This window comes from Enterobacter sp. A8 (assembly GCF_004296595.1).
GTDB lineage: Bacteria > Pseudomonadota > Gammaproteobacteria > Enterobacterales > Enterobacteriaceae > Enterobacter > Enterobacter cloacae.
This window is the reverse complement of the sequence record NZ_SCMF01000006.1, coordinates 12,175-34,850: the sequence shown is the minus strand read 5'-3', so window position 1 is coordinate 34,850 and position 22,676 is coordinate 12,175. Positions and strand designations below refer to the sequence as shown.

41 protein-coding genes are annotated in these 22,676 nt (G+C 50.6%); 39 read left to right on the top strand and 2 right to left on the bottom strand.

All coding sequences use genetic code 11. From position 1 onward, the window contains the following. Positions 1–13 precede the first annotated feature (13 nt). Together EQV24_RS19795 and slyD are read left to right on the top strand one after the other, a co-directional pair. Positions 14–214, top strand: a complete 201-nt coding sequence (locus tag EQV24_RS19795) for a YheV family putative zinc ribbon protein (protein ID WP_013099038.1) — start codon at positions 14–16, stop codon at positions 212–214. 94 nt (positions 215–308) lie between these two features. After that, positions 309–893, top strand: a complete 585-nt coding sequence (gene slyD, locus EQV24_RS19790; RefSeq protein ID WP_013099037.1) for a peptidylprolyl isomerase — start codon at positions 309–311, stop codon at positions 891–893. Between the two features lie 51 nt (positions 894–944). Here slyD and EQV24_RS19785 read toward each other — a convergent pair whose 3' ends face one another. Further along, on the bottom strand, positions 945–1,163 hold the full coding sequence (locus EQV24_RS19785; protein ID WP_003861693.1) for a protein SlyX: 219 nt from the start codon (positions 1,161–1,163) through the stop codon (positions 945–947). Positions 1,164–1,401: 238 nt separating this feature from the next. On the opposite strand from EQV24_RS19785, the gene fkpA reads away from it, so the two are divergent. From fkpA to bfr, 11 genes are all read left to right on the top strand, one after another. Then, entirely contained in the window at positions 1,402–2,223 is an 822-nt protein-coding gene (fkpA, locus tag EQV24_RS19780) for an FKBP-type peptidyl-prolyl cis-trans isomerase (protein WP_013099036.1), read from the top strand. Positions 2,224–2,389: 166 nt separating this feature from the next. Further along, the gene (locus EQV24_RS19775; RefSeq protein WP_003861697.1) at positions 2,390–3,112 is read left to right on the top strand and encodes a transcriptional regulator; all 723 of its coding nucleotides are present in this window, start codon (positions 2,390–2,392) and stop codon (positions 3,110–3,112) included. After that, a complete protein-coding gene (gene tusD, locus EQV24_RS19770) occupies positions 3,112–3,498 on the top strand; it encodes a sulfurtransferase complex subunit TusD (RefSeq protein ID WP_130626953.1) in 387 nt (128 codons plus the stop codon). Before EQV24_RS19775 ends, tusD begins: the two co-directional genes overlap by 1 nt. Next, on the top strand, positions 3,498–3,857 hold the full coding sequence (tusC, locus tag EQV24_RS19765; protein ID WP_013099034.1) for a sulfurtransferase complex subunit TusC: 360 nt from the start codon (positions 3,498–3,500) through the stop codon (positions 3,855–3,857). Before tusD ends, tusC begins: the two co-directional genes overlap by 1 nt. Before the next feature lie 7 nt (positions 3,858–3,864). Then, the gene (tusB, locus tag EQV24_RS19760) at positions 3,865–4,152 is read left to right on the top strand and encodes a sulfurtransferase complex subunit TusB (RefSeq protein ID WP_013099033.1); all 288 of its coding nucleotides are present in this window, start codon (positions 3,865–3,867) and stop codon (positions 4,150–4,152) included. A gap of 124 nt (positions 4,153–4,276) precedes the next feature. Then, positions 4,277–4,651, top strand: a complete 375-nt coding sequence (gene rpsL, locus EQV24_RS19755; protein ID WP_000246815.1) for a 30S ribosomal protein S12 — start codon at positions 4,277–4,279, stop codon at positions 4,649–4,651. Positions 4,652–4,747: 96 nt separating this feature from the next. Next, entirely contained in the window at positions 4,748–5,218 is a 471-nt protein-coding gene (gene rpsG / locus EQV24_RS19750; protein WP_003861706.1) for a 30S ribosomal protein S7, read from the top strand. A 96-nt stretch (positions 5,219–5,314) separates the two neighbouring features. Continuing rightward, entirely contained in the window at positions 5,315–7,429 is a 2,115-nt protein-coding gene (gene fusA / locus EQV24_RS19745; RefSeq protein ID WP_013099032.1) for an elongation factor G, read from the top strand. A 69-nt stretch (positions 7,430–7,498) separates the two neighbouring features. Further along, entirely contained in the window at positions 7,499–8,683 is a 1,185-nt protein-coding gene (gene tuf, locus EQV24_RS19740; RefSeq protein ID WP_023620081.1) for an elongation factor Tu, read from the top strand. Between the two features lie 178 nt (positions 8,684–8,861). Further along, positions 8,862–9,056 (top strand): bacterioferritin-associated ferredoxin, encoded by a 195-nt coding sequence (bfd, locus tag EQV24_RS19735; RefSeq protein ID WP_008503493.1) that lies wholly within the window; start codon positions 8,862–8,864, stop codon positions 9,054–9,056. A 72-nt stretch (positions 9,057–9,128) separates the two neighbouring features. After that, positions 9,129–9,605: a bacterioferritin gene (gene bfr / locus EQV24_RS19730; protein WP_013099029.1), complete on the top strand. Its 477-nt coding sequence runs from the start codon at positions 9,129–9,131 to the stop codon at positions 9,603–9,605. Here the strand turns inward: bfr and EQV24_RS19725 are convergent. Next, entirely contained in the window at positions 9,589–10,062 is a 474-nt protein-coding gene (locus EQV24_RS19725) for an A24 family peptidase (RefSeq protein WP_130626952.1), read from the bottom strand. The genes bfr and EQV24_RS19725 overlap by 17 nt on opposite strands. A 381-nt stretch (positions 10,063–10,443) precedes the next feature. Between EQV24_RS19725 and rpsJ the strand changes: the two genes are divergently transcribed. The 26 genes from rpsJ to rpsD all read left to right on the top strand — a co-directional run bounded on the left by rpsJ (position 10,444) and on the right by rpsD (position 22,660). Beyond that, the gene (gene rpsJ, locus EQV24_RS19720; RefSeq protein ID WP_001181005.1) at positions 10,444–10,755 is read left to right on the top strand and encodes a 30S ribosomal protein S10; all 312 of its coding nucleotides are present in this window, start codon (positions 10,444–10,446) and stop codon (positions 10,753–10,755) included. 32 nt (positions 10,756–10,787) lie between these two features. Next, on the top strand, positions 10,788–11,417 hold the full coding sequence (rplC, locus tag EQV24_RS19715; RefSeq protein ID WP_003863274.1) for a 50S ribosomal protein L3: 630 nt from the start codon (positions 10,788–10,790) through the stop codon (positions 11,415–11,417). A gap of 10 nt (positions 11,418–11,427) precedes the next feature. Then, positions 11,428–12,033 carry a 50S ribosomal protein L4 gene (gene rplD / locus EQV24_RS19710; protein WP_000424395.1) on the top strand — a complete coding sequence of 202 codons (606 nt, stop codon included), beginning with the start codon at positions 11,428–11,430 and terminating at the stop codon, positions 12,031–12,033. Then, positions 12,030–12,332, top strand: coding sequence for a 50S ribosomal protein L23 (rplW, locus tag EQV24_RS19705; RefSeq protein WP_000617546.1), 303 nt, complete (start codon positions 12,030–12,032; stop codon positions 12,330–12,332). The genes rplD and rplW overlap by 4 nt, the downstream gene beginning before the upstream one ends. Before the next feature lie 17 nt (positions 12,333–12,349). Then, the gene (gene rplB, locus EQV24_RS19700; protein ID WP_000301859.1) at positions 12,350–13,171 is read left to right on the top strand and encodes a 50S ribosomal protein L2; all 822 of its coding nucleotides are present in this window, start codon (positions 12,350–12,352) and stop codon (positions 13,169–13,171) included. Between the two features lie 16 nt (positions 13,172–13,187). Further along, the gene (rpsS, locus tag EQV24_RS19695) at positions 13,188–13,466 is read left to right on the top strand and encodes a 30S ribosomal protein S19 (protein WP_001138117.1); all 279 of its coding nucleotides are present in this window, start codon (positions 13,188–13,190) and stop codon (positions 13,464–13,466) included. Positions 13,467–13,480: 14 nt separating this feature from the next. Continuing rightward, positions 13,481–13,813 (top strand): 50S ribosomal protein L22, encoded by a 333-nt coding sequence (gene rplV, locus EQV24_RS19690; protein ID WP_002919773.1) that lies wholly within the window; start codon positions 13,481–13,483, stop codon positions 13,811–13,813. Between the two features lie 17 nt (positions 13,814–13,830). Further along, complete coding sequence (gene rpsC / locus EQV24_RS19685; RefSeq protein WP_000529945.1) at positions 13,831–14,532, top strand: 30S ribosomal protein S3; 702 nt, start codon at positions 13,831–13,833, stop codon at positions 14,530–14,532. 12 nt (positions 14,533–14,544) lie between these two features. Next, a complete protein-coding gene (gene rplP, locus EQV24_RS19680; RefSeq protein ID WP_002919759.1) occupies positions 14,545–14,955 on the top strand; it encodes a 50S ribosomal protein L16 in 411 nt (136 codons plus the stop codon). Beyond that, positions 14,955–15,146, top strand: coding sequence for a 50S ribosomal protein L29 (gene rpmC, locus EQV24_RS19675; protein WP_013099027.1), 192 nt, complete (start codon positions 14,955–14,957; stop codon positions 15,144–15,146). The genes rplP and rpmC overlap by 1 nt, the downstream gene beginning before the upstream one ends. Continuing rightward, positions 15,146–15,400: a 30S ribosomal protein S17 gene (gene rpsQ / locus EQV24_RS19670; RefSeq protein WP_008503489.1), complete on the top strand. Its 255-nt coding sequence runs from the start codon at positions 15,146–15,148 to the stop codon at positions 15,398–15,400. The genes rpmC and rpsQ overlap by 1 nt, the downstream gene beginning before the upstream one ends. A gap of 166 nt (positions 15,401–15,566) precedes the next feature. Then, positions 15,567–15,938 carry a 50S ribosomal protein L14 gene (gene rplN / locus EQV24_RS19665; protein WP_002919748.1) on the top strand — a complete coding sequence of 124 codons (372 nt, stop codon included), beginning with the start codon at positions 15,567–15,569 and terminating at the stop codon, positions 15,936–15,938. Positions 15,939–15,948: 10 nt separating this feature from the next. After that, complete coding sequence (gene rplX, locus EQV24_RS19660; RefSeq protein ID WP_000729185.1) at positions 15,949–16,263, top strand: 50S ribosomal protein L24; 315 nt, start codon at positions 15,949–15,951, stop codon at positions 16,261–16,263. 14 nt (positions 16,264–16,277) lie between these two features. Further along, entirely contained in the window at positions 16,278–16,817 is a 540-nt protein-coding gene (gene rplE / locus EQV24_RS19655; RefSeq protein WP_001096202.1) for a 50S ribosomal protein L5, read from the top strand. Between the two features lie 14 nt (positions 16,818–16,831). Continuing rightward, positions 16,832–17,137: a 30S ribosomal protein S14 gene (gene rpsN, locus EQV24_RS19650; protein ID WP_013099026.1), complete on the top strand. Its 306-nt coding sequence runs from the start codon at positions 16,832–16,834 to the stop codon at positions 17,135–17,137. A 33-nt stretch (positions 17,138–17,170) separates the two neighbouring features. Continuing rightward, a complete protein-coding gene (rpsH, locus tag EQV24_RS19645; RefSeq protein ID WP_013099025.1) occupies positions 17,171–17,563 on the top strand; it encodes a 30S ribosomal protein S8 in 393 nt (130 codons plus the stop codon). Between the two features lie 12 nt (positions 17,564–17,575). Beyond that, positions 17,576–18,109 carry a 50S ribosomal protein L6 gene (rplF, locus tag EQV24_RS19640; RefSeq protein ID WP_013099024.1) on the top strand — a complete coding sequence of 178 codons (534 nt, stop codon included), beginning with the start codon at positions 17,576–17,578 and terminating at the stop codon, positions 18,107–18,109. A 9-nt stretch (positions 18,110–18,118) separates the two neighbouring features. Next, positions 18,119–18,472, top strand: coding sequence for a 50S ribosomal protein L18 (gene rplR, locus EQV24_RS19635; protein ID WP_013099023.1), 354 nt, complete (start codon positions 18,119–18,121; stop codon positions 18,470–18,472). Positions 18,473–18,486: 14 nt separating this feature from the next. After that, positions 18,487–18,987 (top strand): 30S ribosomal protein S5, encoded by a 501-nt coding sequence (gene rpsE / locus EQV24_RS19630; RefSeq protein WP_003863299.1) that lies wholly within the window; start codon positions 18,487–18,489, stop codon positions 18,985–18,987. Between the two features lie 6 nt (positions 18,988–18,993). Continuing rightward, positions 18,994–19,173, top strand: a complete 180-nt coding sequence (gene rpmD, locus EQV24_RS19625; RefSeq protein ID WP_003863301.1) for a 50S ribosomal protein L30 — start codon at positions 18,994–18,996, stop codon at positions 19,171–19,173. A gap of 3 nt (positions 19,174–19,176) precedes the next feature. Continuing rightward, positions 19,177–19,611, top strand: coding sequence for a 50S ribosomal protein L15 (gene rplO / locus EQV24_RS19620; protein ID WP_013099022.1), 435 nt, complete (start codon positions 19,177–19,179; stop codon positions 19,609–19,611). A 7-nt stretch (positions 19,612–19,618) separates the two neighbouring features. Next, positions 19,619–20,950 carry a preprotein translocase subunit SecY gene (gene secY / locus EQV24_RS19615; RefSeq protein ID WP_003863305.1) on the top strand — a complete coding sequence of 444 codons (1,332 nt, stop codon included), beginning with the start codon at positions 19,619–19,621 and terminating at the stop codon, positions 20,948–20,950. 31 nt (positions 20,951–20,981) lie between these two features. Continuing rightward, positions 20,982–21,098: a 50S ribosomal protein L36 gene (rpmJ, locus tag EQV24_RS19610; protein ID WP_000868187.1), complete on the top strand. Its 117-nt coding sequence runs from the start codon at positions 20,982–20,984 to the stop codon at positions 21,096–21,098. 146 nt (positions 21,099–21,244) lie between these two features. Continuing rightward, positions 21,245–21,601 (top strand): 30S ribosomal protein S13, encoded by a 357-nt coding sequence (rpsM, locus tag EQV24_RS19605; protein WP_013099021.1) that lies wholly within the window; start codon positions 21,245–21,247, stop codon positions 21,599–21,601. A 16-nt stretch (positions 21,602–21,617) separates the two neighbouring features. Continuing rightward, positions 21,618–22,007 carry a 30S ribosomal protein S11 gene (gene rpsK, locus EQV24_RS19600; RefSeq protein ID WP_003031137.1) on the top strand — a complete coding sequence of 130 codons (390 nt, stop codon included), beginning with the start codon at positions 21,618–21,620 and terminating at the stop codon, positions 22,005–22,007. A gap of 32 nt (positions 22,008–22,039) precedes the next feature. Next, a complete protein-coding gene (gene rpsD, locus EQV24_RS19595) occupies positions 22,040–22,660 on the top strand; it encodes a 30S ribosomal protein S4 (protein WP_003863314.1) in 621 nt (206 codons plus the stop codon). Positions 22,661–22,676 lie beyond the last annotated feature (16 nt).

Below are 22,676 nucleotides of genomic sequence, written 5' to 3'. Positions count from 1 at the left end.
AGGGTAACCAAATATGGCTGTACGTAAACGCTTTATTGCGGGCGCAAAGTGCCCCTCCTGCCAGGCGCAAGATACTCTGGCAATGTGGCGTGAAAATAATATTGATGTTGTTGAGTGTGTTAAGTGCGGCCACCAGATGCGTGAGGCCGACAAAGAAGCACGCGATCATGTGCGCAAAGAAGAGCAAGTGATCGGCATTTTTCATCCGGACTAGCGATATGCCCTGAGTTTTTTTAAGCTAAAGGGTACACGGGTGCAGATTTCCGCTACAATCTGCGCCAGCAATTTTCCCACGCTCAGGAGATATCATGAAAGTAGCAAAAGACCTGGTGGTCAGCCTGGCCTATCAGGTACGTACAGAAGACGGTGTGTTGGTTGATGAGTCTCCGGTGAGTGCGCCGCTGGACTACCTGCATGGTCACGGTTCTCTGATTTCCGGCCTGGAAAACGCGCTGGAAGGTCATGAAGTTGGCGATAAATTTGACGTTGCTGTAGGCGCGAACGACGCATACGGCCAGTATGACGACAACCTGGTTCAGCGCGTTCCTAAAGACGTGTTCATGGGCGTTGACGAACTGCAGGTTGGCATGCGCTTCCTGGCGGAAACTGACCAGGGCCCGGTTCCGGTTGAAATTACTGAAGTTGAAGACGACCACGTTGTGGTTGATGGCAACCACATGCTGGCTGGCCAGAACCTGAAGTTCAACGTAGAAGTTGTCGCTATCCGTGAAGCAACCGAAGAAGAGCTGGCTCATGGCCACGTTCACGGTGCGCACGGTCACGACCATGACCACGATCACGGCCATGACGGCTGCTGCGGTGGCCACGGTCACGACCATGGTCACGACCACGGTAAAGGTGGTTGCGGTAACGGCGGCTGTGGCTGCCACTAATTCCGTATAACGGAAAATAAAAAAGCGGGATTATCCCGCTTTTTTTTCGCCTCAATAGTGAGGTGGTGGCGTCTCTTCAGACTGTGAGGCGATGTTTGACGGCTGCGTAGCCTTCAGCTTTTCCGTCAGCAGGCGCATATGATCCCGCAGTTTCGCCATTTCGAGTTCATGCGCGGTCACGGTCTGGTTAAGCTCTTCGATGGTGATGTCCTGAAAAGCCAGGCGGCTTTCCAGTTCAGCCAGTCTCGCTTCAATCGTTGTGTCCTTCATCATTCACCTCGTCTGTTTCTGATTCGCCATAATGGGCCAGCGGCGGCGAAGTTTAACTGAGTTTGTTCCTTAGTGCAGTATCCATCCCTTTGGCAAGAAACTTATTTAAACAAAAATAGTCTTAAAAGTGGCGAGAATCGGGAGAGTCTGTCTGTAGATTTCTTCCACAACGTTTTATAGTACGTAGCTCATTTACGTTTAATGCTGGGGTGAGAGTCCCCAGGCCCTGGAGATATGGATGAAATCACTGTTTAAAGTAACGCTGCTGGCGACGACGATGGCTGTTGCGCTGAACGCGCCGCTGTCCTTCGCTGCTGATACTGCTGCGAAGCCTGCTGCAACTGCAGACAGCAAAGCGGCGTTCAAAAATGACGACCAGAAATCTGCCTACGCACTGGGCGCATCTCTGGGTCGTTACATGGAAAATTCTCTGAAAGAACAAGAGAAACTGGGCATCAAACTGGACAAAGCTCAGCTGATCGCGGGTGTTCAGGATGCGTTTGCTGATAAGAGCAAACTGTCTGACCAGGAAATTGAACAGACTTTGCAGGCGTTCGAAGCGCGTGTGAAAGGTGCCGCTCAGACGAAGATGGAAGCGGACGCGAAAGACAACGAAGCGAAAGGCAAAGCCTACCGCGATACCTTTGCTAAAGAGAAGGGCGTAAAAACCTCTTCTACCGGTCTGGTATACAAAGTTGAGAAAGAAGGTACCGGTGATGCACCGAAAGACAGCGATACTGTCGTGGTGAACTACAAAGGTACGCTGATCGACGGTAAAGAGTTCGATAACTCCTACACCCGCGGTGAGCCGCTCTCCTTCCGTCTGGATGGTGTGATCCCAGGCTGGACCGAAGGTCTGAAAAACATCAAGAAAGGCGGTAAGATCAAGCTGGTTATCCCACCGGATCTGGCTTATGGCAAAACCGGCGTTCCGGGTATCCCTGCCAACTCTACGCTGGTGTTTGACGTAGAGCTGCTGGATATCAAACCGGCACCGAAAGCCGATGCGAAACCAGAAGCGCAGGCAGATCAAAAAGCTGCCGCAGACGCGAAGAAGTAATGTGATGAAAACCGCCGCCTTTAAGGCGGCGGTTTTTTTTATTGTGGGGCAGATATAATTAACACTGGAAAGTGCCAGGTACGCTGTATTAATTTAGTTGTCCGTGTAGATAATGAGCCTGCCCTGAAAACCTAACGACAGGCTCCTGAAAAGGAGTGTTTTTTTCATGTCCAGGTCGCTTTTAACCAACGAAACCAGTGAACTTGATTTGCTGGATCAACGTCCTTTCGACCAGACCGACTTCGATATTCTGAAATCCTACGAAGCGGTGGTGGACGGGTTAGCGATGCTCATTGGGTCCCACTGCGAAATCGTATTGCACTCCCTGCAAGATCTGAAGTGTTCCGCCATCCGCATTGCTAATGGTGAGCATACTGGCCGTAAAATTGGTTCGCCAATTACCGACCTTGCATTGCGTATGCTGCATGACATGACCGGCGCGGACAGCAGCGTCTCCAAATGCTATTTCACTCGCGCCAAAAGCGGCGTGCTGATGAAATCAGAAACCATTGCTATTCGAAATCGCGAGCATCGTGTGATCGGACTGCTGTGCATCAACATGAACCTTGATGTGCCATTCTCGCAAATCATGAGCACCTTTATTCCGCCTGAAACGCCAGACGTGGGCTCTTCTGTTAACTTTGCCTCTTCAGTTGAGGATCTCGTCACGCAGACGCTGGAGTTCACGATTGAAGAGGTGAATGCCGATCGCAACGTATCGAACAACGCCAAGAACCGTCAGATCGTGCTGAATCTCTATGAAAAAGGCATTTTTGATATCAAAGACGCCATCAATCAGGTGGCTGACCGCCTGAACATTTCCAAACATACGGTCTACCTCTATATTCGCCAGTTCAAAAGCGGTGATTTCCTGGGGCAGGATAAGTAATGCGTTTTGCGTTAATGGTGACAGGCCCGGCGTATGGCACTCAGCAGGCCAGCAGCGCACTGCAATTTGCCCAGGCGCTGCTAAAAGCCGGACATGAACTGGTGAGCGTCTTCTTTTATCGGGAAGGGGTCTATAACGCGAACCAGTTTACGTCGCCGGCCAGCGATGAGTTTGATCTGGTGCGCGCCTGGCAGGCGTTAAATGAGACGCAGGGTGTTGAATTGCATATCTGCGTGGCAGCGGCCCTGCGTCGCGGTGTCGCTGATACAACCGAAGCCGCGCGTCTTGATTTAGCCGGTTCCAACCTGCAGCCCGGATTTTCACTAAGTGGTCTGGGCGCGCTGGCGCAGGCTGCGCTCACCTGTGACCGAGTGGTGCAATTCTGATGAAACGCATCGCGTTTGTTTTTACCACTGCCCCGCACGGTAGCGCATCGGGCCGAGAAGGGCTGGATGCGCTGCTCGCGACATCTGCATTGACCGAGGAGATCGGCGTCTTCTTTTTAGGGGACGGGGTGTTTCAGCTTCTGGCGGGCCAGCAACCGCAGGCGATTTTGATGCGGGATTACATCGCCACCTTTAAAGTGTTGCCGCTGTACGACATTGAAACCTTCTATGTGTGTGCCGACTCGCTGGCCGCTCGCGGATTAGATGAGAAGACGCCTTTTGTTCTGGATGTCACGTGCCTGTCTTCTGCTGCGCTGCGCGAACAACTCTCTCACTACGACACTGTTCTGACTTTCTGAGGCTGCCATGCTCCATACCCTGAGCCGCTCACCGTGGCAATGTGATATCGACACGCTACTGAGCATGCTGCGCGAAGGTGATGACCTGCTGCTGATTCAGGATGGCGTACTTGCTGCGCTGGAAGGCAGCCGTTTCGTTGAAATCCTCACGAATGCCCCCATAACTGTCTCTGCGCTAAAGGACGATCTGGATGCGCGGGGTCTTTCTGGTCAAATTTCAGCCAAAATTGACGTGGTTGGCTATACTGATTTCGTCAATCTTACTGTGACGCACGCCAGTCAAATGAACTGGTGATTTGAGATCGCTGTATATTTCTTGACACCTTTTCGACGTAGCCCTAAAATTTCGCGTCCTCATATTGTATGAGGTCGTTTTATTACGTGTTTACGAAGCAAAAGCTAAAACCAGGAGCTATTTAATGGCAACAGTTAACCAGCTGGTACGCAAACCACGTGCACGCAAAGTTGCAAAGAGCAACGTGCCTGCGCTGGAAGCATGCCCGCAGAAACGTGGTGTATGTACTCGTGTGTATACCACCACTCCTAAAAAACCAAACTCCGCACTGCGTAAAGTATGCCGTGTGCGTTTGACTAACGGTTTCGAAGTGACTTCCTACATCGGTGGTGAAGGTCACAACCTGCAGGAGCACTCCGTGATCCTGATCCGTGGCGGTCGTGTTAAAGACCTTCCGGGTGTTCGTTACCACACCGTTCGTGGTGCGCTGGACTGCTCAGGTGTTAAAGACCGTAAGCAGGCTCGCTCCAAGTACGGCGTGAAGCGTCCTAAGGCTTAATGGTTCTCCGTTAAGTAAGGCCAAACTGATTTATCTTAATGTCAAACTAAACTCGTAGAGTTTTGGACAATCCTGAATTAACAACGGAGTATTCCCATGCCACGTCGTCGCGTCATTGGTCAGCGTAAAATTCTTCCAGATCCGAAATTCGGATCAGAACTGCTGGCAAAATTTGTAAATATCCTGATGGTAGATGGTAAAAAATCTACTGCAGAAGCAATCGTATACAGCGCGCTGGAGACCCTGGCTCAGCGTTCTGGTAAAAATGAACTGGAAGCTTTCGAAGTCGCTCTCGACAACGTTCGCCCAACTGTAGAAGTTAAGTCCCGCCGCGTTGGTGGTTCTACTTATCAGGTTCCAGTTGAAGTTCGTCCGGTTCGTCGTAATGCCCTGGCAATGCGTTGGATCGTTGAAGCTGCTCGTAAACGCGGTGATAAATCCATGGCTCTGCGTCTGGCGAACGAACTTTCTGATGCTGCAGAAAACAAAGGTACTGCAGTTAAGAAACGTGAAGACGTTCACCGTATGGCAGAAGCCAACAAGGCGTTCGCACACTACCGTTGGTAATCCCTTCGGAGTATTAGTCACCAGGCGGGCGCTTCAGAGAAGCTGCCCGCTCTGGGTTACTTAACTGAACGCCTAAAGAAACAAACGAGGAATCAAATGGCTCGTACAACACCCATCGCACGCTACCGTAACATCGGTATCAGTGCGCACATCGACGCCGGTAAGACCACTACTACCGAACGTATTCTGTTCTACACCGGTGTAAACCATAAAATCGGTGAAGTTCATGACGGCGCAGCCACCATGGACTGGATGGAACAGGAGCAGGAGCGTGGTATTACTATCACCTCCGCAGCGACTACTGCATTCTGGTCAGGTATGGCTAAGCAGTACGAACCGCATCGCGTAAACATCATCGACACCCCAGGGCACGTTGACTTCACCATCGAAGTAGAACGTTCCATGCGTGTTCTTGACGGCGCGGTAATGGTTTATTGCGCAGTTGGTGGTGTTCAGCCACAGTCTGAAACCGTATGGCGTCAGGCGAACAAATATAAAGTTCCACGCATCGCGTTCGTTAACAAAATGGACCGTATGGGTGCTAACTTCCTGAAAGTTGTTGGTCAGATCAAAACCCGTCTGGGCGCGAACCCTGTTCCGCTGCAGCTGGCAATTGGTGCTGAAGAAGGCTTCACCGGCGTTATCGACCTGGTGAAAATGAAAGCCATCAACTGGAACGATGCAGACCAGGGCGTTACCTTCGAATACGAAGATATCCCGGCTGAGATGCAGGACCTGGCTGACGAATGGCACCAGAACCTGATCGAATCCGCTGCTGAAGCTTCTGAAGAGCTGATGGAGAAATACCTGGGTGGTGAAGAACTGACTGAAGAAGAGATCAAAAAAGCTCTGCGTCAGCGTGTTCTGAACAACGAAATCATCCTGGTAACCTGTGGTTCTGCGTTCAAGAACAAAGGTGTTCAGGCGATGCTGGATGCGGTAGTTGACTACCTGCCATCCCCGGTTGACGTTCCTGCGATCAACGGCATCCTGGACGACGGTAAAGATACTCCGGCTGAGCGTCACGCAAGCGACGACGAGCCGTTCTCTGCACTGGCGTTCAAAATTGCTACCGACCCATTCGTGGGTAACCTGACCTTCTTCCGCGTTTACTCTGGTGTGGTTAACTCCGGTGACACCATCCTGAACTCCGTGAAAGCGGCGCGTGAACGTTTTGGCCGTATCGTACAGATGCACGCTAACAAACGTGAAGAGATCAAAGAAGTTCGTGCGGGCGACATCGCTGCAGCTATCGGTCTGAAAGACGTGACCACCGGTGACACCCTGTGTGACCCGGATCACCCGATCATTCTGGAGCGTATGGAATTCCCTGAGCCGGTAATCTCCATCGCGGTTGAACCAAAAACCAAAGCTGACCAGGAAAAAATGGGTCTGGCTCTGGGCCGTCTGGCGAAAGAAGACCCATCATTCCGCGTATGGACTGATGAAGAATCTAACCAGACCATCATCGCAGGTATGGGTGAACTGCACCTGGACATCATCGTTGACCGTATGAAGCGCGAGTTCAACGTTGAAGCGAACGTGGGTAAACCTCAGGTTGCTTACCGCGAAGCGATTCGCGCGAAAGTTACCGATATCGAAGGTAAACACGCTAAGCAGTCTGGTGGTCGCGGTCAGTACGGTCACGTTGTGATCGACATGTACCCACTGGAGCCGGGCTCTAACCCGAAAGGTTACGAGTTCATCAACGACATCAAAGGTGGTGTAATTCCTGGCGAATACATCCCTGCCGTTGATAAAGGCATCCAGGAACAGCTGAAAGCGGGCCCTCTGGCTGGCTATCCGGTTGTTGACATGGGTATCCGTCTGCACTTCGGTTCTTACCACGACGTTGACTCCTCTGAACTGGCGTTTAAACTGGCTGCGTCTATTGCCTTTAAAGAAGGCTTTAAGAAAGCAAAACCAGTTCTGCTTGAGCCAATCATGAAGGTTGAAGTAGAAACTCCTGAAGAGAACACCGGTGACGTTATCGGTGACTTGAGCCGTCGTCGCGGTATGCTGCGCGGTCAGGAATCCGAAGTAACTGGCGTTAAGATCCACGCTGAAGTTCCGCTGTCTGAAATGTTCGGATATGCAACTCAGCTGCGTTCTCTGACCAAAGGTCGTGCATCATACACCATGGAATTCCTGAAGTATGATGATGCGCCTAACAACGTTGCTCAGGCCGTTATTGAAGCCCGTGGTAAGTAATCCACAGGATTAAAACCTAAGTCCCGTGCTCTCTCCTGAGGGGAGAGCACTATAGTAAGGAATATAGCCGTGTCTAAAGAAAAATTTGAACGTACAAAACCGCACGTCAACGTCGGTACTATCGGCCACGTTGACCATGGTAAAACTACCCTGACTGCTGCAATCACTACCGTTCTGGCTAAAACCTACGGTGGTTCTGCTCGTGCATTCGACCAGATCGATAACGCACCAGAAGAAAAAGCTCGTGGTATCACCATCAACACCTCTCACGTTGAATATGACACCCCGACTCGCCACTACGCACACGTAGACTGCCCAGGCCACGCCGACTATGTTAAAAACATGATCACCGGTGCTGCGCAGATGGACGGCGCGATCCTGGTAGTAGCTGCGACTGACGGCCCAATGCCTCAGACTCGTGAGCACATCCTGCTGGGTCGTCAGGTAGGCGTTCCTTACATCATCGTGTTCCTGAACAAATGCGACATGGTTGATGACGAAGAGCTGCTGGAACTGGTAGAGATGGAAGTTCGTGAACTGCTGTCTCAGTACGATTTCCCAGGCGACGATACCCCAATCGTTCGTGGTTCCGCGCTGAAAGCGCTGGAAGGCGAAGCAGAGTGGGAAGAGAAAATCATCGAACTGGCTGGCTACCTGGATTCTTACATCCCAGAACCAGAGCGTGCGATTGACAAGCCATTCCTGCTGCCAATCGAAGACGTATTCTCCATCTCCGGTCGTGGTACCGTTGTTACCGGTCGTGTAGAGCGCGGTATCATCAAAGTGGGTGAAGAAGTTGAAATCGTTGGTATCAAAGAGACTGCGAAGTCTACCTGTACTGGCGTTGAAATGTTCCGCAAACTGCTGGACGAAGGCCGTGCTGGTGAGAACGTTGGTGTTCTGCTGCGTGGTATCAAACGTGAAGAAATCGAACGTGGTCAGGTTCTGGCGAAGCCAGGCTCAATCAAGCCACACACCAAGTTCGAATCTGAAGTGTACATCCTGTCCAAAGACGAAGGCGGCCGTCATACTCCGTTCTTCAAAGGCTACCGTCCACAGTTCTACTTCCGTACAACTGACGTGACCGGTACCATCGAACTGCCAGAAGGCGTAGAGATGGTAATGCCAGGCGACAACATCAAGATGGTTGTGACTCTGATCCACCCAATCGCGATGGACGACGGTCTGCGTTTCGCAATCCGTGAAGGCGGCCGTACCGTTGGCGCGGGCGTTGTTGCTAAAGTTCTGGGCTAATTAATTATCCCCGAATAAAAAAGGACGCTTCGGCGTCCTTTTTTGTTTTCTTAGCGTGTGTACTTGTCACAAATTTTCGCATTTTTTGTTTGCTCCCGCCCCGTATACTGGCGTTTGTGCTATTGTAATCATAACCATTCTCACTTACACTTTGCGCATATTTTGAACGGGAGTCTTTATGTACGTTTGTTTATGTAATGGTGTGAGTGACAAAAAAATACGTCAGGCCGTTCGCCAGTTTCAGCCACAGTCCTTCCAGCAACTTCGCAAGTTTGTTCCAGTGGGAAATCAATGCGGTAAATGCGTACGCGCAGCGCGTGAAATCATGCAGGATGAACTGATGCAGATCCCGGAATACAAAGAGATCGCGTAAGCGCCCATCTTTTTTTTGACATCCCTGTAGCCCGATCTACGCTTCAATGAGTGGAAGCGGAGGGACTATATAATGAAAGGTGATGTTAAAATCATAAGTTATCTCAATAAATTATTGGGAAATGAGCTTGTCGCAATCAATCAGTATTTTCTCCATGCGAGAATGTTTAAAAACTGGGGCCTCATGCGCCTCAACGACGTTGAGTATCACGAATCCATCGATGAGATGAAACATGCCGATAAATATATCGAGCGTATTTTATTTCTCGAAGGCATCCCTAACCTGCAGGACCTCGGTAAACTCGGCATCGGTGAAGATGTTGAAGAGATGCTGCGATCCGATCTCAGACTTGAACTTGAAGGCGCAAAAGACCTTCGCGAAGCTATTGCCTACGCAGACAGCGTCCATGACTACGTTAGCCGCGATATGATGATCCAGATTCTGGCCGATGAAGAAGGGCATATCGACTGGCTGGAAACCGAGCTGGATCTCATTGGCAAAATTGGCCTGCAAAACTATCTCCAGTCGCAGATTAAAGTGGAAGATTAACCAGCGTCTGCCAACCTACGCATAAACCCGCTGCCGCCAGAAATGGTCCAAAAGGCAGTGGGTTTTTTAATGTCCGTGTGGCAGGGTTGAAAAACGAAGTCATAAGGAGATAGAGCAGCGCCAATAGCGCGGCGACCAGTGCCAGTTCGGGCAACACGCACCAACCATGCCATGCACCGAGTGCCGAAAGATACTTCACATCGCCATAGCCCATTCCTTCACGGCGAAATATTAGCCGATAACCCCAGTAGATAATGGCAAAGCCGACATACCCTGCCATCGCCCCGACCACTGCACCAGGCAGAAAATCAGGGTGAAGACAGAGTTGATAGAGCAAACCAGCCCATAACAGGGGACAGAGGTATTTATCAGGGAGAATGCCTGAGCGAATATCTTCACGCACCAGTAAACCTGAGAGAACAAAATAGATGAGCAGGAAGGGGAGGAGAGTAAGCATGAACGAAACCTCAAGGTGAATTTCAGCGCATACTCTCCACACCACGAATGCCTGGCAATAGCCAAAAAATGTAATTGCGTAGTGGTTTCATAAGAACAGAAGAAAGGGGACGGATTGCAGAAAATAGTGCGAGGCCTTACGCAAGGTACACCTTTAGCGCTTAAATTCTAAACGGCACTTGCGTCTTGCCCAGATTTACGTATAATGCGCGGGCTTGTCGTAATTGACGGCGGGTTCAATCTGAACCGGAGTGACTCATTTTGTTACTCAACAATGCTCCCAATTGGGGAGCTACGTAAGAACGGTTACACTCTCCCATCAATCGTAATGGGTTTGAGGAGTAATCATTTTCGTTTATAAAATAATTGGAGCTCTGGTCTCATGCAGAACCAAAGAATCCGTATCCGCCTTAAAGCGTTTGATCATCGTCTGATCGATCAATCAACCGCGGAAATCGTCGAGACTGCTAAGCGCACTGGTGCGCAAGTCCGTGGTCCGATCCCGCTGCCGACCCGCAAAGAGCGCTTCACCGTTCTGATCTCCCCGCACGTTAACAAAGACGCGCGTGATCAGTACGAAATCCGCACTCACAAGCGTCTGGTTGACATCGTTGAGCCAACTGAGAAAACCGTTGATGCTCTGATGCGTCTGGATCTGGCTGCCGGTGTAGACGTGCAGATCAGCCTGGGTTAATCAGGTCATCGAGCGATTGAGAGGTTGAAACAATGATTGGTTTAGTCGGTAAAAAAGTGGGTATGACCCGCATCTTCACTGAAGATGGCGTTTCTATCCCAGTAACCGTAATCGAAGTTGAAGCAAACCGCGTTACTCAGGTTAAAGATCTGGCTAACGATGGCTACCGCGCTATTCAGGTTACCACTGGTGCTAAAAAAGCTAACCGTGTAACCAAACCAGAAGCGGGTCACTTCGCTAAAGCTGGCGTTGAAGCTGGCCGTGGTCTGTGGGAATTCCGTCTTGCTGAAGGCGAAGAGTTCACCGTAGGTCAGGACATTAGCGTTGAGCTGTTTGCTGACGTTAAAAAAGTTGACGTAACCGGTACCTCTAAAGGTAAAGGTTTTGCTGGTACCGTTAAGCGCTGGAACTTCCGTACCCAGGACGCTACTCACGGTAACTCCTTGTCTCACCGCGTTCCGGGTTCTATCGGTCAGAACCAGACTCCGGGCAAAGTGTTCAAAGGCAAGAAAATGGCAGGTCAGCTGGGCAACGAACGTGTAACTGTTCAGAGCCTGGACGTAGTACGTGTTGACGCTGAGCGCAACCTGCTGCTGGTTAAAGGTGCGGTCCCGGGTGCAACCGGTAGCGACCTGATCGTTAAACCAGCTGTGAAGGCGTAAGGGGATAGCAATGGAATTAGTATTGAAAGACGCGCAGAGCGCGCTGACTGTTTCCGAAACTACCTTCGGTCGTGATTTCAACGAAGCGCTGGTTCACCAGGTTGTTGTTGCTTATGCAGCTGGTGCTCGTCAGGGTACTCGTGCTCAGAAGACTCGTGCTGAAGTAACTGGTTCTGGCAAAAAGCCATGGCGCCAGAAAGGTACCGGCCGTGCGCGTTCAGGTTCTATCAAGAGCCCGATCTGGCGTTCAGGTGGCGTGACCTTCGCTGCGCGTCCACAGGACCACAGTCAAAAAGTTAACAAAAAGATGTACCGCGGCGCGCTGAAAAGCATCCTGTCCGAACTGGTACGTCAGGATCGTCTGATCGTTGTCGAGAAGTTCTCTGTAGAAGCGCCTAAAACTAAGCTGCTGGCACAGAAACTGAAAGACATGGCTCTGGAAGATGTGCTGATCATCACCGGTGAGCTGGACGAGAACCTGTTCCTGGCCGCGCGCAACCTGCACAAGGTTGACGTACGCGACGCGACTGGTATCGACCCGGTTAGCCTGATCGCCTTCGACAAAGTCGTAATGACTGCTGATGCTGTTAAGCAAGTTGAGGAGATGCTGGCATGATTCGTGAAGAACGTCTGCTGAAGGTGCTGCGCGCACCGCACGTTTCTGAAAAAGCGTCTACTGCGATGGAAAAAACAAACACCATCGTTCTCAAAGTTGCTAAAGACGCGACCAAAGCAGAGATCAAAGCTGCTGTGCAGAAACTGTTTGAAGTCGAAGTCGAAGTCGTTAACACCCTGGTAGTTAAAGGGAAAGTTAAACGTCACGGACAGCGTATCGGTCGTCGTAGCGACTGGAAAAAAGCTTACGTCACCCTGAAAGAAGGCCAGAACCTGGACTTCGTTGGCGGCGCTGAGTAAGTCGGAGGAGTAATACAATGGCAGTTGTTAAATGTAAACCGACATCTCCGGGTCGTCGCCACGTAGTTAAAGTGGTTAACCCTGAGCTGCACAAGGGCAAACCTTTTGCTCCGTTGCTGGAAAAAAACAGCAAATCCGGTGGTCGTAACAACAATGGCCGTATCACCACTCGTCACATCGGTGGTGGCCACAAGCAGGCTTATCGTATTGTTGACTTCAAACGCAACAAAGACGGTATCCCAGCAGTTGTTGAGCGTCTTGAGTACGATCCGAACCGTTCCGCGAACATCGCGCTGGTTCTGTACAAAGATGGCGAACGCCGTTACATCCTGGCCCCTAAAGGCCTGAAAGCTGGCGACCAGATTCAGTCTGGCGTTGATGCTGCAATCAAAGCAGGCAACACCCTGCCGATGCGCAATATCCCGGTTGGTTCTACCGTTCATAACGTAGAAATGAAACCAGGTAAAGGCGGTCAGCTGGCGCGTTCCGCGGGTACTTACGTTCAGATCGTTGCGCGTGACGGTGCTTATGTCACCCTGCGTCTGCGTTCTGGTGAAATGCGTAAAGTCGAAGCAGACTGCCGCGCTACTCTGGGCGAAGTTGGCAATGCTGAGCATATGCTGCGCGTTCTGGGTAAAGCTGGTGCTGCACGCTGGCGTGGTGTTCGTCCTACCGTTCGCGGTACTGCGATGAACCCAGTAGATCACCCACATGGTGGTGGTGAAGGTCGTAACTTTGGTAAGCACCCGGTAACTCCGTGGGGCGTTCAGACCAAAGGTAAGAAGACCCGCAGCAACAAGCGTACTGATAAATTTATCGTACGTCGCCGTAGCAAATAATTTTAGAGGATAAGCCATGCCACGTTCTCTCAAGAAAGGTCCTTTTATTGACCTGCACTTGCTGAAGAAGGTAGAGAAAGCGGTGGAAAGCGGAGACAAGAAGCCCCTGCGCACTTGGTCCCGTCGTTCAACGATCTTTCCTAACATGATCGGTTTGACCATCGCTGTCCATAATGGTCGTCAGCACGTTCCAGTCTTTGTTACCGACGAAATGGTTGGTCACAAACTGGGTGAATTCGCACCGACTCGTACTTATCGCGGCCACGCTGCTGATAAAAAAGCGAAGAAGAAATAAGGTAGGAGGAAGAGATGGAAACTTTAGCTCAACATCGCCATGCTCGTTCTTCTGCACAGAAGGTTCGCCTTGTTGCTGACCTGATTCGCGGTAAGAAAGTGTCGCAGGCCCTGGACATCCTGACCTATACCAACAAGAAAGCTGCGGTATTGGTCAAGAAAGTACTGGAATCTGCCATTGCTAACGCTGAACACAACGATGGCGCTGACATCGACGATCTGAAAGTCGCGAAAATTTTCGTAGATGAAGGCCCAAGCATGAAGCGCATTATGCCGCGTGCGAAAGGTCGTGCAGATCGCATCCTGAAGCGCACCAGCCACATTACTGTGGTTGTGTCCGATCGCTGAGACTCTGGAGACTAGCAATGGGTCAGAAAGTACATCCTAATGGTATTCGCCTGGGTATTGTAAAACCATGGAACTCTACCTGGTTTGCGAACACCAAAGAATTCGCTGACAACCTGGACAGCGATTTTAAAGTACGTCAGTACCTGACGAAGGAACTGGCTAAAGCGTCTGTATCTCGTATCGTTATCGAGCGTCCAGCTAAGAGCATCCGTGTGACTATTCACACTGCTCGTCCTGGCATCGTTATCGGTAAGAAAGGCGAAGACGTAGAAAAACTGCGCAAGGTCGTAGCGGATATCGCTGGCGTTCCTGCACAGATCAATATCGCTGAAGTTCGTAAGCCTGAACTGGACGCTAAATTGGTTGCTGACAGCATCACTTCTCAGCTGGAACGTCGTGTTATGTTCCGTCGTGCTATGAAGCGTGCTGTACAGAACGCAATGCGTCTGGGCGCTAAAGGTATCAAAGTTGAAGTTAGCGGCCGTCTGGGCGGCGCGGAAATCGCACGTACCGAATGGTACCGTGAAGGTCGCGTACCGCTGCACACTCTGCGTGCTGACATCGACTACAACACCTCTGAAGCGCACACCACTTACGGTGTAATCGGCGTTAAGGTATGGATCTTCAAAGGTGAGATCCTGGGTGGTATGGCTGCTGTTGAACAACCGGAAAAACCGGCTGCTCAACCTAAAAAGCAGCAGCGTAAAGGCCGTAAATAAGGAGCGTCGCTGATGTTACAACCAAAGCGTACAAAATTCCGTAAAGTGCACAAAGGCCGCAACCGTGGTCTGGCGCAGGGTACGGATGTTAGCTTCGGCACTTTCGGTCTGAAAGCTGTTGGCCGTGGTCGTCTGACTGCACGTCAGATCGAAGCAGCACGTCGTGCAATGACCCGTGCAGTTAAGCGTCAAGGTAAGATCTGGATCCGTGTATTCCCGGACAAACCGATCACCGAGAAGCCGCTGGAAGTTCGTATGGGTAAAGGTAAAGGTAACGTGGAGTACTGGGTTGCCTTGATCCAACCGGGCAAAGTCCTGTATGAAATGGACGGTGTTCCGGAAGAGCTGGCCCGTGAAGCCTTCGGCCTGGCAGCAGCGAAACTGCCTATCAAAACCACCTTTGTAACTAAGACGGTGATGTAATGAAAGCAAAAGAGCTGCGTGAAAAGAGCGTTGAAGAGCTGAACGCTGAGCTGCTGAACCTGCTGCGCGAGCAGTTCAACCTGCGTATGCAGGCTGCAAGTGGCCAGCTGCAACAGACCCACCTGCTGAAGCAAGTGCGTCGCAATGTTGCACGCGTTAAGACTTTACTGACTGAGAAGGCGGGTGCGTAATGACCGATAAAATCCGTACTCTGCAAGGTCGTGTTGTTAGCGACAAAATGGAGAAATCCATCGTTGTTGCTATCGAACGCATTGTGAAACACCCGATCTACGGTAAATTCATCAAGCGTACGACCAAACTGCACGTACATGACGAGAACAACGAATGTGGTATCGGCGACAAGGTTGAAATCCGTGAATGCCGTCCACTGTCCAAGACTAAGTCCTGGACGCTGGTTCGCGTTGTAGAGAAAGCGGTTCTGTAATACAGTACCCGTTCTCGATACGAATAAACGGCTCAGCGATGAGCCGTTTATTTTTTCTACCCATATTGCAGAAGCGGTGTTATAATGCCGCGCCCTCGATATGGGGCTTTTTAACGGCTCTGATTTTAGAGTCTCAGGTAGTAGTTGACATTAGCGGAGCACTAAAATGATCCAAGAACAGACTATGCTGAACGTCGCCGACAACTCCGGTGCACGTCGCGTAATGTGTATCAAGGTTCTGGGTGGCTCGCACCGTCGCTACGCAGGCGTAGGCGACATCATCAAGATCACCATCAAAGAAGCAATTCCACGTGGTAAGGTCAAAAAAGGTGATGTGCTGAAAGCGGTAGTGGTGCGCACCAAGAAGGGTGTTCGTCGCCCTGACGGTTCTGTCATTCGCTTCGATGGTAATGCATGCGTTATTTTGAACAATAACAGCGAGCAGCCAATCGGCACGCGTATCTTTGGGCCGGTAACTCGTGAACTTCGTACTGAGAAGTTCATGAAAATTATCTCTCTGGCACCAGAAGTACTCTAAGGAGCGAATCATGGCAGCGAAAATCCGTCGTGATGACGAAGTTATCGTGTTAACCGGTAAAGATAAAGGTAAACGCGGTAAAGTAAAAAATGTCCTGTCTTCCGGCAAGGTCATTGTTGAAGGTATCAACCTGGTTAAGAAACATCAGAAGCCGGTTCCGGCCCTGAACCAACCAGGCGGCATCGTTGAAAAAGAAGCTGCTATTCAGGTTTCTAACGTTGCAATCTTCAATGCGGCAACCGGCAAGGCTGACCGTGTAGGCTTTAGATTCGAAGACGGCAAAAAAGTCCGTTTCTTCAAGTCTAACAGCGAAACTATCAAGTAATTTGGAGTAGTACGATGGCGAAACTGCATGATTACTACAAAGACGAAGTAGTTAAGAAACTCATGACTGAGTTTAACTACAATTCTGTCATGCAAGTCCCTCGGGTCGAGAAGATCACCCTGAACATGGGTGTTGGTGAAGCGATCGCTGACAAGAAACTGCTGGATAACGCAGCAGCTGACCTGACAGCAATCTCCGGTCAAAAACCGCTGATCACCAAAGCACGCAAATCAGTTGCAGGCTTCAAAATCCGTCAGGGCTATCCGATCGGCTGTAAAGTAACTCTGCGTGGCGAACGCATGTGGGAGTTCTTTGAGCGCCTGATCACTATTGCTGTACCTCGTATCCGTGACTTCCGTGGCCTGTCCGCTAAGTCATTCGACGGTCGTGGTAACTACAGCATGGGTGTCCGTGAGCAGATCATCTTCCCAGAAATCGACTACGATAAAGTCGACCGCGTGCGTGGTTTGGATATTACCATTACCACTACTGCGAAATCTGACGAAGAAGGCCGTGCTCTGCTGGCTGCCTTTGACTTCCCGTTCCGCAAGTAAGGTAGGGTTACTGAATGGCTAAGCAATCAATGAAAGCACGCGAAGTAAAACGCGTAGCTTTAGCTGATAAATTCTTCGCTAAACGCGCTGAACTGAAAGCGATCATCTCTGATGTGAACGCTTCCGACGAAGATCGTTGGAACGCAGTTCTCAAGCTGCAAACTCTGCCGCGTGATTCCAGCCCGTCTCGTCAGCGTAACCGCTGCCGTCAAACAGGTCGTCCACATGGTTATGTGGGCAAGTTCGGGTTGAGCCGTATTAAGCTGCGTGAAGCCGCCATGCGCGGTGAAGTGCCAGGCTTGAAAAAGGCTAGCTGGTAATTGTCACCAATTGAATCACGGGAGTAAAGACAGATGAGCATGCAAGATCCGATCGCGGATATGCTGACCCGTATCCGTAACGGTCAGGCCGCGAATAAAGCTGCGGTCACCATGCCTTCCTCCAAGCTGAAAGTGGCAATCGCCAACGTGCTGAAGGACGAAGGTTTTATTGAAGATTTTAAAGTTGAAGGCGACACCAAGCCGGAGCTGGAAGTGACCCTTAAGTACTTCCAGGGTAAAGCTGTTGTAGAAAGCATTCAGCGTGTCAGCCGCCCAGGTCTGCGCATCTATAAGAAAAAAGATGAGCTGCCAAAAGTTATGGCCGGTCTGGGTATCGCAGTTGTTTCTACCTCTAAAGGTGTTATGACTGATCGTGCAGCGCGCCAGGCTGGTCTTGGCGGCGAAATTATCTGCTACGTAGCCTAATCGGAGGAAAAAATGTCTCGTGTTGCTAAAGCACCGGTCGTTGTTCCTGCCGGCGTTGATGTAAAAATCAACGGTCAGGTTATTACGATCAAAGGTAAAAACGGCGAGCTGACTCGTACTCTCAACGATGCTGTTGAAGTTAAACATGCAGATAATGCTCTGACCTTCGGTCCGCGTGATGGTTACGCAGACGGCTGGGCTCAGGCTGGTACCGCGCGTGCCCTGCTGAACTCAATGGTTATCGGTGTTACCGAAGGCTTCACTAAGAAGCTGCAGCTGGTTGGTGTAGGTTATCGTGCAGCGATCAAAGGGAATGCAGTAGGCCTGTCTCTGGGCTTCTCTCACCCTGTTGAGCATCCGCTGCCGGCCGGTATCACTGCAGAATGTCCAACTCAGACTGAGATCGTGCTGAAAGGCGCTGATAAACAGCTGATTGGCCAGGTTGCAGCAGATCTGCGCGCCTACCGTCGTCCTGAGCCTTATAAAGGCAAGGGTGTTCGTTACGCCGACGAAGTCGTGCGTACCAAAGAGGCTAAGAAGAAGTAAGGTAACACTATGGATAAGAAATCTGCTCGTATCCGTCGTGCGACCCGCGCACGCCGCAAGCTCAAAGAGCTGGGTGCAACTCGCCTGGTGGTACATCGTACCCCGCGTCACATTTACGCACAGGTAATTGCACCGAACGGTTCTGAAGTTCTGGTAGCTGCTTCTACTGTAGAAAAAGCTATCGCAGAACAATTGAAGTACACCGGTAACAAAGACGCTGCTGCAGCTGTAGGTAAAGCTGTTGCTGAACGCGCTCTGGAAAAAGGCATCAGCAATGTATCCTTTGACCGTTCCGGGTTCCAATATCATGGTCGTGTCCAGGCACTGGCAGATGCTGCCCGTGAAGCTGGCCTTCAGTTCTAAGGTAGAGGTGTAAGATGGCTCACATCGAAAAACAAGCTGGCGAACTGCAGGAAAAGCTGATCGCGGTAAACCGCGTATCTAAAACCGTTAAAGGTGGTCGTATTTTCTCCTTCACAGCTCTGACTGTAGTTGGCGATGGTAACGGTCGCGTTGGTTTTGGTTACGGTAAAGCGCGTGAAGTTCCAGCAGCGATCCAGAAAGCGATGGAAAAAGCCCGTCGCAATATGATTAACGTCGCGCTGAACAACGGCACCCTGCAGCACCCAGTTAAAGGTGTTCACACGGGTTCTCGTGTATTCATGCAGCCAGCTTCAGAAGGTACCGGTATCATCGCCGGTGGTGCAATGCGCGCCGTTCTGGAAGTTGCTGGGGTTCATAACGTTCTGGCTAAAGCATACGGTTCCACCAACCCGATCAACGTGGTTCGTGCAACTATTGATGGCCTGGAAAATATGAATTCTCCAGAAATGGTCGCTGCCAAGCGTGGTAAATCCGTTGAAGAAATTCTGGGGTAATTGACCATGGCAAAGACTATTAAAATCACTCAAACCCGCAGTGCAATCGGTCGTCTGCCGAAACACAAGGCAACGCTGCTTGGCCTGGGTCTGCGTCGTATTGGTCATACCGTTGAGCGCGAGGATACTCCTGCTGTTCGCGGTATGGTCAACGCGGTTTACTTCATGGTTAAAGTTGAGGAGTAAGAGATGCGTTTAAATACTCTGTCTCCGGCCGAAGGCTCTAAAAAGGCGGGTAAACGCCTGGGTCGTGGTATCGGTTCTGGCCTCGGCAAAACCGGTGGTCGTGGTCACAAAGGTCAGAACTCTCGTTCTGGCGGTGGCGTACGTCGCGGTTTCGAGGGTGGCCAGATGCCACTGTACCGTCGTCTGCCGAAGTTCGGCTTCACTTCTCGCAAAGCAGCGATCACAGCGGAAGTCCGTCTGTCTGACCTGGCGAAAGTTGAAGGCGGCGTTGTAGACCTGAACACGCTGAAAGCAGCTAACATTATCGGTATCCAGATCGAGTTCGCGAAAGTGATCCTGGCTGGTGAAGTTTCTACTCCGGTAACTGTTCGTGGCCTGCGTGTTACTAAAGGTGCTCGTGCTGCTATCGAAGCTGCTGGCGGTAAAATTGAGGAATAAGTAGCAGATGGCTAAGCAACCGGGATTAGATTTTCAAAGTGCCAAAGGTGGATTTGGTGAGCTGAAACGCAGACTGCTGTTTGTAATCGGCGCGCTGATTGTGTTCCGTATTGGCTCTTTTATTCCGATCCCTGGTATCGATGCCGCTGTACTTGCCAAACTGCTTGAGCAACAGCGAGGCACCATCATTGAAATGTTTAACATGTTCTCTGGTGGTGCTCTCAGCCGTGCTTCTATCTTCGCCCTGGGTATTATGCCGTATATTTCGGCATCCATTATTATCCAGCTGCTGACGGTCGTTCATCCGGCCCTGGCAGAACTGAAGAAAGAAGGGGAGTCTGGACGTCGTAAGATTAGTCAGTACACCCGCTACGGTACTCTGGTGCTGGCAATATTCCAGTCGATCGGTATTGCTACCGGTCTTCCGAATATGCCTGGTATGCAGGGCCTGGTCTTAAACCCAGGCTTTGCATTCTATTTCACCGCTGTTGTTAGTCTGGTCACAGGGACAATGTTCCTGATGTGGCTCGGCGAACAGATTACTGAACGTGGTATCGGTAACGGTATCTCAATCATTATCTTCGCCGGTATTGTTGCGGGTCTCCCGCCAGCCATCGCCCATACTATCGAGCAAGCGCGTCAAGGCGACCTGCACTTCCTCCTGTTGCTGTTGGTTGCAGTATTAGTATTTGCAGTGACGTTCTTTGTTGTCTTCGTTGAACGTGGTCAACGCCGCATTGTGGTGAACTACGCGAAACGTCAGCAGGGTCGTCGTGTCTATGCTGCACAGAGCACACATTTGCCGCTGAAAGTGAATATGGCAGGGGTAATCCCGGCGATCTTCGCTTCCAGTATTATTCTGTTCCCGGCAACCATCGCGTCATGGTTCGGGGGCGGTACTGGTTGGAACTGGCTGACAACAATTTCGCTGTATTTGCAGCCTGGGCAACCACTTTATGTGTTACTCTATGCGTCTGCGATCATCTTCTTCTGTTTCTTCTACACGGCGTTGGTCTTCAACCCGCGTGAAACAGCAGATAACCTGAAGAAGTCCGGTGCATTTGTACCAGGAATTCGTCCGGGAGAGCAAACGGCGAAGTATATCGATAAAGTAATGACTCGCCTGACTTTGGTTGGTGCGCTTTATATTACTTTTATCTGCCTGATCCCGGAGTTCATGCGTGATGCAATGAAAGTACCGTTCTACTTCGGTGGGACCTCACTGCTTATCGTTGTTGTCGTGATTATGGACTTTATGGCTCAAGTGCAAACTCTGATGATGTCCAGTCAATATGAGTCTGCATTGAAGAAGGCGAACCTGAAAGGCTACGGCCGCTAATTGGTCGCCTGAGAAGTTACGGAGAGTAAAAATGAAAGTTCGTGCTTCCGTCAAGAAATTATGCCGTAACTGCAAAATCGTTAAGCGTGATGGTGTCATCCGTGTGATTTGCAGTGCCGAGCCGAAGCATAAACAGCGCCAAGGCTGATTATTTCGCATATTTTTCTTGCAAAGTTGGGTTGAGCTGGCTAGATTAGCCAGCCAATCTTTTGTATGTCTGTACGTTTCCATTTGAGTATCCTGAAAACGGGCTTTTCAGCATGGTGCGTACATATTAAATAGTAGGAGTGCATAGTGGCCCGTATAGCAGGCATTAACATTCCTGATCAGAAACATGCTGTGATCGCATTAACTTCGATCTACGGCATCGGCAAGACCCGTTCTAAAGCCATCCTGGCTGCAGCGGGTATCGCTGAAGATGTTAAGATCAGTGAGCTGTCTGAAGGACAAATCGACACGCTGCGTGACGAAGTTGCCAAATTTGTCGTTGAAGGTGATCTGCGCCGTGAAATCAGCATGAGCATCAAGCGCCTGATGGATCTTGGTTGCTATCGCGGTTTGCGTCATCGTCGTGGTCTGCCAGTGCGCGGTCAGCGTACTAAGACCAACGCACGTACCCGTAAGGGTCCGCGCAAACCGATCAAGAAATAATCGGGGTGATTGAATAATGGCAAAGGCACCAATTCGTGCACGTAAACGTGTAAGAAAACAAGTCTCTGACGGCGTGGCTCATATCCATGCTTCTTTCAACAACACCATCGTTACTATTACTGATCGTCAGGGTAACGCATTGGGTTGGGCAACAGCCGGTGGTTCCGGTTTCCGTGGTTCTCGCAAATCCACTCCGTTTGCAGCTCAGGTTGCAGCAGAGCGTTGCGCAGAAGCCGTAAAAGAATACGGCATCAAGAATCTGGAAGTTATGGTTAAAGGTCCGGGTCCGGGTCGTGAATCTACTGTTCGCGCTCTGAACGCCGCTGGTTTCCGCATCACTAATATTACTGATGTGACTCCGATCCCTCATAACGGTTGTCGTCCGCCGAAAAAACGTCGCGTATAACGCTCGTTTTTTAGGTTAGTTGGAGATAGAAAATGGCAAGATATTTGGGTCCTAAGCTCAAGCTGAGCCGTCGTGAGGGCACCGACTTATTCCTTAAGTCTGGCGTTCGCGCGATCGATACCAAGTGTAAAATTGAACAAGCTCCTGGCCAGCACGGTGCGCGTAAACCGCGTCTGTCTGACTATGGTGTGCAGTTGCGTGAAAAGCAAAAAGTTCGCCGTATCTACGGTGTGCTGGAGCGTCAGTTCCGTAACTACTATAAAGAAGCAGCACGTCTGAAAGGCAACACAGGTGAAAACCTGCTGGCTCTGCTGGAAGGTCGTCTGGACAACGTTGTATACCGTATGGGCTTCGGCGCTACTCGTGCTGAATCACGCCAGCTGGTTAGCCACAAAGCAATCATGGTAAACGGTCGTGTTGTTAACATCGCTTCTTATCAGGTTAAAGCGAATGACGTTGTTAGCATTCGTGAGAAAGCGAAAAAGCAATCTCGCGTGAAAGCCGCTCTGGAGCTGGCTGAGCAGCGTGAAAAGCCAACCTGGCTGGAAGTTGATGCTGGCAAGATGGAAGGTACGTTCAAGCGTCAGCCAGAACGTTCTGATCTGTCTGCGGACATTAACGAACACCTGATCGTCGAGCTTTACTCCAAGTAAAGCTTAGTACCAAAGA